Below are 12,569 nucleotides of genomic sequence, written 5' to 3'. Positions count from 1 at the left end.
CAATAAGGCTGAGTATCTTTTGGTAAGGTGGCTCATTTCCTTTTTCTTCTTGAAGCTCTTCTTGAACTTCAATTTTGAGATTGTGAATGATCGCTTGAGGCAGTAAATCTGGAGAAGCNAGGAGCTAACCTGAACTCACTGGGCTATCGTCAGGGCAACACCTATGATGATACCACCGCTGAACAGCTTGATCGGATGCTGAAGCAACACGCCAGTGACTTTGATTATGAACTGGATATTTTCTACACAAATATCGAAGGTGAAGCCATCAATAAGGTTTATGCCAGTGTAGCAGCAGGTGTGGATGGGGTTCTCGCTAATCCGGCAGGATTCACCTACAACGCCTATTCTCTCAGGGATTGCCTCTCTTACATCGCTCCACCTTATGTGGAAATTCATATTACCAACATCGACAAGCGCAATATCAAATCAGTGATGTCAGTCGCTGCAGTTGGAGTTGTACAAGGTTTTGGGATCGATTCTTATTTTGTTGCTCTCGAAGCAATGTTGAGACTTCTTAAACATGAACCCTATCAAAATCGTTGAAATTTGCTCAGAACTGGGTGCAGCTCAGTTGGGTGCTAGCATGGGACCAGATGCTATCCGGATGGCGGCTCACAAAGCAGGCAGTCACTTTTTCTCCGAACACCCAATCATTCGCTTGCCTGAACGTAACGCTCTGTTGGCAGATAAAAACCACAATCCAGGTTGTCGTTATGCTAAGCGTCTCCGCTACATTCTTGAAACCTGCCAAATTGCTTGTAACACAGTTACAGATACTTTGGAAAGAGGTGAGTTTCCCCTGGTGTTGTCTGCCGACCACTCATCAGCCGCAGGAGTGATCGCTGGTGTTAAACAAGCTTATCCCAACGAACGCCTAGGCATTATCTGGATAGATGCTCATAGTGATATGCACTCACCCTACACAACTCACTCTGGTAATATGCATGGGATGCCCTTGGGTGCAGTGTTAGCATTGGATCAAGAAGCCAGAACTTTACTAGGTGCTTCGTCGAATGAACTGCCACTGGCTGCACAAAAACAGTGGACTCACCTCAAGGAGTTGGGTGGTATTGTACCCAAGGTGTTGTCGGAAGATTTGATTCTTATTGGTGTTCGCTTTTTCAAGCCAGAGCATTCAATCTTAATTGACAAGTTGGGGATTAAACTCTATAGCGTTGAGGATATCCGAGAAAAAGGAACAGAGTTTTACACCAGTTTGATTGAGCAACATCTGCAATGGTGTGACAAAATTTATCTGTCCTTTGATGTTGATAGTCTAGACTGCGAAACGGTTTCACAAGGAACAGGAACCCCTGAAGCGAATGGTCTATATCTGAATGAGGCGATCGTCCTCATCCAGACCATTATGGCAAATCCGAAGGTCTGTTGCCTAGAGATTTCTGAAGTTAATCCAGTTCTCGATGATAAGGGGAATGCTATGGGCGAGGCTGCATGGCAAGTCTTGGAGGCTGCATTAGTCAGGAGTTAGGAGTCAGGAGTTAGGAGAAATGGGAATTATATAGGAGGTAGTCGGAAGAATTGTCCCTTGATTTTTCGGCTCTTGTCTGCCCAAAATGTGAATTAAATGAGCTTTTTCGACCGAAAAGCTGGCACTTTTTTCGACCCAACAAGGCTAAAACCTTTATCTGTCAATGCTTTGAGAGTTAATCAGCAAGCCCTAAGTAACAAGTAACTCATTCCTAATAACAAACTACTTTTGATTTAACTTTTGATTGATCTAAATTAGATACTACTTCAGATAACTCCTGGGGTTCGTCGATCAAAAAATCGGGTTGATATTGAGCTAGAACTTCTTTATAAGAAAATCCCCAACTAACAGCAACTACTTTAATAGTATTTTTTTTAGCTGCCTCAATATCCCTAGTTTCATCTCCGACATAGATCACATCAGCAGGATTTAAATTATGTTTTTTGAGGAATTTACGAATAACTTTTTCTTTTCCAAAGATAGGACTCCCTGAGTCAACAAAATCAAAAAGCTTTACCCAAGAATTATGGGTCAGAAAAAGGTTAACGTTCTCTGCTGAGTTAGATGTCAATATCCCTAATTGGTAACCTTCAGATTTAAAATCATTTAAAACGTCTATTAGTCCAGGAATAGGAGTTAAACTTTGAATATCTTCGCGTAATAGTTTTTGGACTTTTTTCAACAAAAACGGGATTATAAACCTCGAAATACCCGATTGCTTAATAATTTCCCTAGAGCTTAAATGTCTAACTTGCTCCAATTTTTCAGCTGATGTGGGCTGATATCCAAATTCTTCCGCTAAGCTATTGGTAATCTTGACAATGGCAGTAAGGGTATCAGCCAGAGTCCCATCAAAATCAAAAAGAATTACTTTTACACTCATTGAGCAATTAACAATTAACAATTCGCAATTCGCAATTCGCAATTCGCCACCCAAGTAATCAATGGCTAGTCAACGGATTTTTGAGATGCATCAATATTAGCTTGGGCATTGCGCCGTAGCATATTTGGCTTTATACGCCGCAGCGCAGAAGCTGGAAACCGTCGATTCCACTCCTGATCAGATATAGTAGCTAATTCCGTGAGTCGAGGAGCCACATTCTCAGGGTAGGGTTGAAACTCTAGCACATCAGTTTCTTTAGCAAAACGTTGGTTCCAGGGGCAAACATCTTGACAGATGTCGCAACCAGCAACCCAGCCTTCTAAATGGGGTTTAATCGATTCCGGCAAGTTTTCAGCCCGATTCTCAATGGTATGATAAGCGATGCAGCGGTTGGCATCAACGACAAACGGTTTGGTAATAGCACCCGTTGGGCAGGCTTGAATACAGCGGGTACAGCTACCACAGTGTGAAGTGTGAGGGGTATCTGGGGTCAAGGCTAGGTTAGTCAACACTTCCCCTAAAAATACCCAACTGCCATACTCCCGCGTAATTACATTACCATTTTTAGCAATCCAACCAATACCTGAGCGCTGCGCCCAGACTTTATCTTGTACTGGCCCTGTATCAGCATAGTAACGCACCTGGATTTCTTCTGCTTGTGCTTGTAACCAAAAGGTCAATTCCTTCAATTTTTTATGCATGACCTTGTGGTAATCTCTCCCCCAACCGTAACGGGAGATTTTGCCATACTCAGGGTTTTCGGGACGCTGGTGAGGGGTGTAGTAGTTGAGAGCAAGACAAATTACCGACTTCACCTCTGGCATACATCCACGAATATCCAAGCGTCGAGGATTTGCCATCCAAGCCATGTCTGCTTGATACCCTAACGCTAGCCAAGCCTTCAAGTTTTGCTCTGCTGAGTCATGATGATCAACATCCACAGCTGCAATTCCGACCTTATGAAAGCCCAGCGAGCGAGCTTTCTGTTTTACCTCAGTGCTAGTAACTGGTATATCCAAGCTGTATTTACGAAGTAACTCTACCTGTAGGGTGTGTTAATAACGCACCTTCACCCAACACTTTTCACCCAACACCATTCATCCTTTCCCCAATCTCTACAATAACCACAGTAATGTTATCCCTACCGCCTTCTTCTTTAGCTGCTTCAACAAGGATATCCAGAGCCTGCTCAATACTTGAACTATCTTGGAGAGAGGAAGCAATCAATTCATCGGAAAGTTCTTCGGTGAGTCCATCGCTACAAAGCAAAAGGCGATCGCATAATTTAACTTCTATCCGATAGACATTGACTTTAGGTAAGTCCTTTCTGCCTAGACATTGAGACAGAACATGACGCCAGGGATGCATCCGAGCCTGTTTAGCTGTTAGTTCTCCCAACTTAACGGCTCTGGCTACCCAGGTGTGGTCTTCTGTAATCTTCTCTAACTTAGAATTTCGGAACCGATAGAGGCGAGAATCTCCTACATGAGAAAACCAACACTGGTCTTGACGGAACATCACCACTACGGCAGTGGTTCCCATATCTGACCGTTCTGGATGAGTTTGCTGATCGTTGAGGATAGCCTGATTGGCTTGATAGATCGCTTGTTCTAGTAACTCATCAGAAGGAGTTTGAGAGTTCCAATCTTTATTCAAATAAGTCTTAATCGCCTCAGTGGCGATTTTACTTGCCTCTTGTCCACCGGCATGACCACCCATGCCGTCGGCAACAATAAAGAAGCGACCGTCCGGGTCTATGTAGTAGTCATCTTGGTTAACTGTACGTAGTAAGCCCGGATCTGTAATACCGGCGAAGCAACTTTTCATCACATCGGTTGTTTACTGGCTTGATGCTTTCTGCTCGTCTGTGAGCTTCAGTTTGATTTTGATGGATAGAAACATGATTATTATCGACCTGATTCAGTTGAATTAAGGAAATGTCCAACAATGTCCGGATAAATGCCGAAACATCCAACGATTTACCCTCCTAGTACTTGCTACTACGGTGGATAGATCGTGGGATAAGGAGCTATTACGACTTTACAACAACTAAAACATGCGATCAAACCGGTCAAGCCGTCGGAGCAACCTAATTAAGGCAAATCCTAACATAGCTGCCACCAAAACGACTACCAAAGCTAGTAGGACATTACCATTTACAAATAAAATGGTAGCCGAAAGGGTGAACGCACTGATTAATAAAGTATAGTTGGTTCCCAACTGAATACCACTCAGCCGTCGTAAAACCCGGTCTGATTCAATAGAGCGCACTCGAATGCGCAGGTCTCCTCTTTCTAATTTTTCAATAGTACTTTCAATGCGCTGGGGCAAACCTAATGCTGTACTACTCATCTGTGCGGCTTGGCGTCCCAGTTCATTAATAAAGCTATTGTTGTCGGGAGTGTTGCCGTTGGTCATAATCTCTAGTGCGAAGGGTTTTGCAACTTCCATAAAATTAAATTCAGGGTCTAAGCCTTTACCCACTCCTTCCAGTGTAGAAAAGGCTCGCATCACAAATGTGAACGTTGCTGGGAATCGAAAAGGCTGGCCATAGGCAATTTCGTAGAGGTCATCGCTGATGTTACTGACCGATTGCTCCTCAAAGGGCTTATCCATGAAATTATCCAGCATGTACTGAACTGAGCGCCTTACCGGTCCCATATCACTCACTGGTGAGAGCGCACCCAATTCAATTAGGGAAGTCACCACTCGGTCGCCGTCTTTTTGGGCAATGCCAAACAGGGTTTCCATAAGTTGCTCGCGCACATTGGCCTTAATCTGCCCCATCATGCCAAAGTCGTAAAAGATCAGGGAACCCTGATGACTAACCGCAATATTTCCTGGATGGGGGTCAGCATGGAAGAAGCCATCATTTAGCAACTGCTGTAGGTAAGCTTCTGCTCCCAGACGAGCGATTAATTTGCGGTCTAGACCAGCTGCTTCTAGAGCTTCGTAACTACTAATCTTAATCCCTGGTAAAAATTCTAGGGTCAAAACTCGTGATGAGGTATAGCGCCAGTAGATACGGGGTACCTTCACCCAGTCATAGTTACGGAAGTTGCGGCGAAACGTATCTGCGTTTCGACCTTCATTAAGATAATCAATTTCTTGCCAAAGAATCCGACAGCACTCTTCATAAATCCCGCTCCAGTCCCGACCACGCCCCCAGTCTGGATGGTTTTGAAAGTAATAGGCGATCCCCTTGAGAATTTTTAAATCAATGGTAAACAGTTTTTTTAAGCCTGGTCTTTGGACCTTAATCGCTACCTCTTCACCACTGCGAAGTTGAGCTTTGTGAACTTGCCCTAAGCTAGCCGCCGCCAGAGGAATTGGGTCAAAAGCACTGAACAGTTCCTTGATGGGCTTGCCTAAATCTTCCTGGATGATCTGCTCAACTTGCTCGTAACTAAAGGCAGGAACCCGGTCTTGTAGTTTGCTCAGTTCTTCTACATACTCACTGGGGAATAAATCGGCACGGGTAGAGAATAACTGTCCAACTTTGATAAACGTTGGTCCGAGATCTAAGAATGTATCTCGAATCCAGATAGCTTGTGTTTTGCGTCTATATGCGTGTTTTTGATCTGTATATCCTCCCCGATAACTCCAAGGTTTACCATCAAGCCACAACCCAGTGATGAGGGTTAAAACAAAACGCCAAATATCAATAAAACGCCTTTGACGGGAGTAATTTTCTTGATTCCACCGATAAGCTTTTTCGCTGTATTGCTTACCTATAGAACTTTGGCTAGACACATTGCGTTCCTGATTTATTGTAAGGTTAATAGAGTTTTGAGAAAGAGCAGACACTCGGATTTCTCTGTAAGGTTTTTATCAAAAAAATAGCAGGTTATTAAAAATTATGTCGAAACTACTCACTTCTGTAGATAATCTAGGGTAGTAACGATAAATCTTATCAAGATTGCTTGCCATAGTTTTTTAATTCAGTACGCAAGCTGGCAATTTCTGCTCGCAGCTCATCAATCATGGCTTGCAGATCAGCTGGCTTCGATCCTGTTTTCCCTGTGTTACTAGCTGTTTTACTAGCTGTTTTACTACTAATAGTAGAATCAGCTTCTGCTCCGGCTTCGCGATTGGCACTTTCTATTACCTGCTCGGTAAACTGCCGCAGTCGCTCACGCTGCTCAGCGTCAAACTTGCCTAACTCACTCAGGGCATTGGTTAGAGCATCCTCAAGCTGCCGATTAATGGCTTGAGCTGCAGCCCTACCCAGAAAAAAGGCATGAATTACAGAGTTACTCATTGATAAGTTTCTTTAGCTTACGTAACAAATTATAACGTACTTGCCCAGGATTATGAGTGAATTAAAATCTAGTTACTTGCCTCGTATATCCTCAGTTTGTCCAATCTCCCATGTCGTTATGATTTAAAAATCAATCATTATATCATCTTATGTATTTAAATCTCACAGGACTTAGGCAGTAACTTTTCCTTCGTAGCCCTACTAATTATTAAGGGCGTTTGGTGGCCAGTGTGCTGTAAGTCCTGTACAAGTATGAATATGAATAAACCACCTTGATGAGGTTGAAGGTGTTTCACAGTTGGGGTTCTGACAAAGGCCAATTGCTGCGAGGAGGGAAGGATTGATCGGTGTGGAAGATGGTAGAACCAGGTTCTTTTTGAGAGTTCATTCGCAGTGCGAAACCAAATCCTAATCCGGCTGAGGCGGCAAGCGCACCGGTCATCAGTAGGGCTTTCAGTGGGAATCCAGCTTTGGTAGTTTTGAGTTTTGAGGTTTGAGTTTTGAGCTTGGCGTGGACAGTTTTGAGAACAGCTAAGGTCTGAGTGCTCAGTTTTGAAGTCTGAGTGCTCAGTTTTGAAGTCTGAGTGCTCAGTTTTGAAGTCTGAGTGCTCAGTTTTGAAGTCTGAATGCTCAGTTTTGAGGTCTGAATGCTCAGTTTTGAGGTCTGAGTGCTCAGTTTTGGGGCAATTAATGACTTTTGCTGAGGACTCAGCACTTTCAACTGAGAACTGCTTTGATCAACTTTCTCCTGAGTTGGCAGCAGCGATAACCAAGCTTCTACAGTTTTAGGACGTTGATTGGTGACCATGTGCAAGCCACGCCAGACTGCTTGTTTAACTACTGGAGTTAGGTTTTGTGGACATGGTGGTAAGTCCGGCAGGAAAAGAATATAGAAACCTTCCTGGGCATGCAATACTTCCCTGACTGGTGCAGGTAGGGGTGGGTTTCCAGTAAGCAAGCAGTAAAAGGTTGCGGTTAAGGAATAGACATCGGTTGCCTGGGAAAGTTGCCCTTTAGAAATGTACTGTTCCGGGGCGCTATACCCAGCAGCAATTAAACTGGCGTGGGTTTGCCTGACTCCTAGGGTGAGTTGACTAGTAATACCAAACTCACATAGCACTAGTGTATCGGTATCTTGACGCAGAATGATATTTTCTGGTCTAACATCTAGATGCAGCAAACCCTTTTGATGTAAGATACTAAGGGCATCGCCAATTTGACGAATGTATGCAATAGCTTGAGCTTCTGGAACCAAATTGGCTTGGATGAGTTCAGCTAACCTCTGCCCCGGAATATATTCCATGACTAGGTAAGGTCGTCCGTCAGCTTCAAAGGATTCGATTACCCTGACTAAATGCTGATGCTGACAGCCGCTCAAGAGCCTACCAAGGGCAAGAAATTGCCGCTTGAACTGGTCACCATGGGGATGGTGGCACAGATTGTCGCTGAGGGTTTTGATCACGACGGTTTGACCAGACTCAGCGTTGATGGCTAGGTAGGTGATGCTAAAGACACCTTTGCCTAGCTGGCTATGAAGAACATATTTGCCGTTATGCAAGACTGTGCCTGCCTTTAAGTCCATGAAACTTCAGTTCAACTCCCACCTATGCTAACCTTAAGTGGTGCAGAATGGTTGACACCACCTAGGTTTCGTTTCTCACTTGTTGACAATCAAGGATCAAGGAAAAACCAGGATAACTATCAGTCAAATTATTCAGCTTAACTATTCTGTAGCAGGAGTTGTTAATCAGGATCAAACATTACCAAGGGTTACCAATTAGGGTAAAAGCGCTCCAATAGTAGGGATGTCGTAACTCCACATCTGGCAACTTAGCTAACGCTGGCGGTAAAGGAAAACTGCCCTGATCCGTTACCAACTGCCCTCTCTCGAGACGTACTGTGCCCCTGAGCAAATTTAACTGAGCTTTCCGTATAGCCTCGGCTTTGACTGGGAGTTGCTGTAATTTTTCGTAAAACGTTGTCATTAGCCCCAGGGTACCCTCATCGCTGACATACCAGAGACTTCCCAATGCGGACTTGACCCCCGCTAGCACTGCTAGACCGGCAAATCCTAATTCGGCTTGCTCGTCTCCTAAGGCAGTACGACAGGCACTTAAGACCAACAACTCCACCTTAGGCTTACTTAAGCCTAGTTTAGGCAACTGGTTAAGTTGCAGCTTGGTATCCCACAGCTGGATGTAGGAATTACTTGGCTTACCGGCTAAAAATTCACTATGGGTAGCCAAATGAACGATACCAAAGGGTTGTGAGGCACGAGCTTTTATCAAATTTGCTACGGTGAACGCTTCGTTAAGTAATGCCTTTCCTGACCACAGTTGTTCTGTAACCATCGATAACTCTACAGGAACTGCTGGTAATGGGTTTTTGTTCTTAAACTGGGATGCTCCCATCGCCAAGACTTGAAATTTCCTAATGTCTACATAGTTCATGTTGGTTAATGATAGAGTTGGCATCAAACCAAGGCTATATCGTTCTACAAGAAACCCAGTGCCATCATGAAGTGCTGCCATGGGTAAGGAGCGCAAACCAACGTCCATGATAAAGGCAAGATTATTTATTTTTTGGGCTTTTAGCTCCTGCTCTACTGGATCAATCAACCAACGATACAACTGCTGAGCCAAGGGTAGGTAGACATTTGCGCTTTCGAGATTGGTGATACTCCTGTGGAATTCCCGAGCAACAGAGAGAACTTGCGATCGCGTTGCTCCCTGCACCTGTTTTCGAATTACTGCTCCCGAAGCCGTAACGACTAGTAATTCCAGCTGTGTATCGAGATTTTCTTGCCAGTGTGACCTAGTCTTTTGCCGATTTTCCGTTCTCTCTCGTTCCGGTTTGGTTGACGTCAATCCTTTAGAATTGACTAGATTGCCCTTAGTAGTTTCCGGTTTAAATTCTGGTTTAAAGAAGAGGTAAATTAGGGCTGGTTTGAGTCCAGTAATATTTTCAATCTGGCGCAGGTGGGCTTGGGCTTCTTCCAGGGTGACTATGGGAGTGTTGCTAATGCCTAGATGTTTTTCAAAGGCATAGGTAAAGCCTCCCTCAAGTTGTTTAACATCAGCTTCAGCTTCTAGGGTAGATTTAGAGGATTTACTGGTAACTTGCTGTGGGACTGATTGTGCCAGTGATTGACTAATATTAGTACTATTAGTATTAGTAATCTCTGCTATAGTCTGTGGTGCTGGTTGATTGTAATAAATGTTGATTAAATTCGATTTAGGTGTAAAATTAACAAACTCAAGGTTTTTAAGATTATAATTAGGTTCTAATTTAGTATTTTTATGGTTTATTTGAGTGTATTCTGTTTTGGGAGCAATTGCCTGAGGCTTTGGTTGAGTAAGAATTGGTAAGAATTCAAGGGAATACTGATATAGTTGAGGGCGACTGGGGAATATATTAGCCGGATTTGAATAGGGATTGGTAGCCATTGCTTGACCTTGGCTAGTCGAATTTGAAATCACATCTTCAGCCATTGCTTGACCTTGGCTAGTCGAATTTGAAATCACATCTTCAGCCATTGCTTGACCTGCGCTAGTCGAATTTGAAATCACATCTTCAGCCATTGCTTGACCTGCGCTAGTCGAAGAATTCCCCAACAAATTGGTAGCCATTGCTTGACCTGCGCTAGTCGCATTTGAAGATGGCTCCCCAGTATTAATTTCTATATCACCTGAATCTGAGCTCGTTGAAGTCAAAAAGGATTCTGGTGGAAGAATGGTAGAATCACCTGTAGAAATAGCTCCCTCTGTACCATTAGTAATACTATTTCCCACCTCAAAGGGGGTTTGCCCGTTTCCCCCATGACTGATGGTGATTTTTCCTCCACCATCTCCCCCAACTGTAGCAATGCTGACTGCTGTTTCTTTGCCCTCGATTAAGGTGTCAAACGTCCCAGTGGCTCTAAAAAAACCTTCTGTGGTAATTTCCACATTGCCGCCTTTCCCATCAATACCACCTTGGGCATTGATCCAGCTAACCTGAATATTATCGCCATTTAGGGTAACATCCCCTCCCTTGCCAACTGTTGTTAAGGGATCAGATGAGTTAAGCTCTTGGGTGCTCAGATTCTCAGAGGCTGTGATTGTAATCGCTCCCCCATTTGTCTTGATATCACCTAGAGTGACATTAACGCCATCAATGGTGATATCTCCAGAAAAGTTCAGAGACACGTTAGGGGCGGTAATATCATTACTAGCGTTCAGAACAATGTTGCCCAAAACTTGTTCTAGGGCATTCGCGCCAAGGGTAAAGCCAGATGTCCCCCCATCCCCCGACAAAATTTCCATCAGATCAAAACCAACGGGATTATCCCCTAGCTGCTGACCATCACCTTCTGTCCCAGGTACAATAGTAATGTTACGGTCGTTAAATCTAATCGTGCCGTTTTTACCAAGAGGGGCCCTGACATCAACTTTGCCATCAAAGATTAAAGTCTGTTGGCTAGATATCTCAACTGTCCCACCATCTGATGTTCTATCACTTCCGGCCTGTGGAGTTGGCTCTTTAGCGCCACCGGCAGTAATCTCCCCGTAGAATGCTGTAGTTTCCTCTGACCAGACAGTAACTCGACCTCCGTTTTGATTTGAATTTTTTCCATCAACGTTAATCACGGAATCACGGCTGACAAAGGTGCGATTGGCATTTAGTCTTACATTGTCTGGATTGTCTTGGGGGTGCTTCCCAATCCACACCTGGCCACCATTACTGCCAGAAGAGTCAATGGTGGCATCAATTACAGCAATGCGATCGCCTAATACTGTTACACTACGTCGCCCAAGTTCTTGGTTGGAAACATCTAGGGTACCGGAGACAATGGTTGTTCCTGTCTCAGTGGGAACTGTGGTGCCAGAATCCGTCAGCTGCACGGTTCCATTGGAATTGGCACTGAGTCCCGTCTCAATGCCTTGGGCTTGTCCTGTGAGTAGCTCTGGTATATCTAGTGCGGTAATTAACGACGGTTGCCCATTTGGTGTACGAGGGGGGTCAATCTCTAGATTCAACAAATTTCCAGATTGAGAAATCTTAACCAAACTTTTCCCTGGTACAGCAGCGATAGTAATATTGCCTCCCGGTGCCTTCACTTGCCCAGTGTTAATCACACTACCCCCGATCAAGGCGATAGTGCTATTGTCTGGCACTTCCAGCTCACCAGCGTTAATGATACTTCTTTGTTGGGCTAAATCAAAGGCAAAGCTAGTGGGGTCACCAATTAAGTTCTGGTAATTATTCTTGTCACCAAAGGCATCAAACCAATTCCCGTCCTCAAAGCCAATCCCAGTCGCTGTGGTTGCTGTAAAGGAAGCAGGGACATTTATTCGAGCACCAGCCCCAAAAATAATTCCTGCTGGGTTCATTAAGTATAAGTTAGGGCTGCCACCGCTTGTGATTTTAATTAGACCATTAATAATTGAGGGATCACCGCCTACGACTCGTCCCAAAATATTCCTAACCTGGGGATTATTAGAGATAAAATTGGCAATCTGACCGGAATCGAGTCCAAATTCCTCAAAACTGTGGAACAGATTCGGTTTATCGCCACTAGAGAGGCTACCACCAGTAATATCGAAGCTTTGACCATTAGGAGTTACAATTGTCCCTGCACTGTCTTCTGCTGAGGTGATTTGTGCTATTGCTGGTAGCCCAGTTGGGGAGAGCAACATGGCTACCCCCCAGGGCATGACTTGAGCTAGAGATTTGCGGTTGAGGAATGAAGGAGAGATTGTTCGGTTAGAGCCTTGAGGAGGCAAAATCTTGCCCTCTAGGCGGATCCACCGTCCTTGGTACTTAGAATAATTGCTGCGCTTGGGTTTTAATACCGGTTTCCCCATAATCTTCATAGCAACCCCCCCTAAGGTTCTCTGTCTAGTAGTCATGCAGTCTAGTAGTCATGCACCTAATTTGAAACAGCTGTAGCA

The 12,569-nt window shown here is 44.3% G+C and carries 9 protein-coding genes; 2 read left to right on the top strand and 7 right to left on the bottom strand.

Features of this window, described 5'->3' with window-relative positions:
- Positions 1–108 precede the first annotated feature (108 nt).
- Positions 109–546, top strand: a complete 438-nt coding sequence (locus tag F6K51_RS04465; protein WP_365939909.1) for a type II 3-dehydroquinate dehydratase — start codon at positions 109–111, stop codon at positions 544–546.
- Complete coding sequence (locus F6K51_RS04460; RefSeq protein WP_293018360.1) at positions 524–1,492, top strand: arginase; 969 nt, start codon at positions 524–526, stop codon at positions 1,490–1,492. The genes F6K51_RS04465 and F6K51_RS04460 overlap by 23 nt, the downstream gene beginning before the upstream one ends.
- A gap of 211 nt (positions 1,493–1,703) precedes the next feature.
- On the opposite strand, the gene F6K51_RS04455 is transcribed toward F6K51_RS04460, so the two are convergent.
- From F6K51_RS04455 to F6K51_RS04425, 7 genes are all read right to left on the bottom strand, one after another.
- Complete coding sequence (locus tag F6K51_RS04455; RefSeq protein WP_293018359.1) at positions 1,704–2,375, bottom strand: HAD-IA family hydrolase; 672 nt, start codon at positions 2,373–2,375, stop codon at positions 1,704–1,706.
- Positions 2,376–2,440: 65 nt separating this feature from the next.
- The gene (queG, locus tag F6K51_RS04450; RefSeq protein WP_293018358.1) at positions 2,441–3,394 is read right to left on the bottom strand and encodes a tRNA epoxyqueuosine(34) reductase QueG; all 954 of its coding nucleotides are present in this window, start codon (positions 3,392–3,394) and stop codon (positions 2,441–2,443) included.
- 64 nt (positions 3,395–3,458) lie between these two features.
- On the bottom strand, positions 3,459–4,202 hold the full coding sequence (locus tag F6K51_RS04445; protein ID WP_293018357.1) for a Stp1/IreP family PP2C-type Ser/Thr phosphatase: 744 nt from the start codon (positions 4,200–4,202) through the stop codon (positions 3,459–3,461).
- 222 nt (positions 4,203–4,424) lie between these two features.
- A complete protein-coding gene (locus F6K51_RS04440) occupies positions 4,425–6,128 on the bottom strand; it encodes an AarF/ABC1/UbiB kinase family protein (RefSeq protein ID WP_365939908.1) in 1,704 nt (567 codons plus the stop codon).
- Positions 6,129–6,288: 160 nt separating this feature from the next.
- Entirely contained in the window at positions 6,289–6,636 is a 348-nt protein-coding gene (locus tag F6K51_RS04435) for a DUF6825 family protein (RefSeq protein WP_293018355.1), read from the bottom strand.
- Positions 6,637–6,928: 292 nt separating this feature from the next.
- The gene (locus F6K51_RS04430) at positions 6,929–8,218 is read right to left on the bottom strand and encodes a serine/threonine-protein kinase (protein ID WP_293018354.1); all 1,290 of its coding nucleotides are present in this window, start codon (positions 8,216–8,218) and stop codon (positions 6,929–6,931) included.
- A 178-nt stretch (positions 8,219–8,396) separates the two neighbouring features.
- Positions 8,397–12,527: a CHAT domain-containing protein gene (locus F6K51_RS04425; protein WP_293018353.1), complete on the bottom strand. Its 4,131-nt coding sequence runs from the start codon at positions 12,525–12,527 to the stop codon at positions 8,397–8,399.
- Between the last annotated feature and the right edge of the window lie 42 nt (positions 12,528–12,569).

This window comes from Moorena sp. SIO3I8 (assembly GCF_010692325.1).
Lineage (GTDB): Bacteria > Cyanobacteriota > Cyanobacteriia > Cyanobacteriales > Coleofasciculaceae > Moorena.
This window is presented reverse-complemented; position numbering and strand designations above follow the sequence as displayed.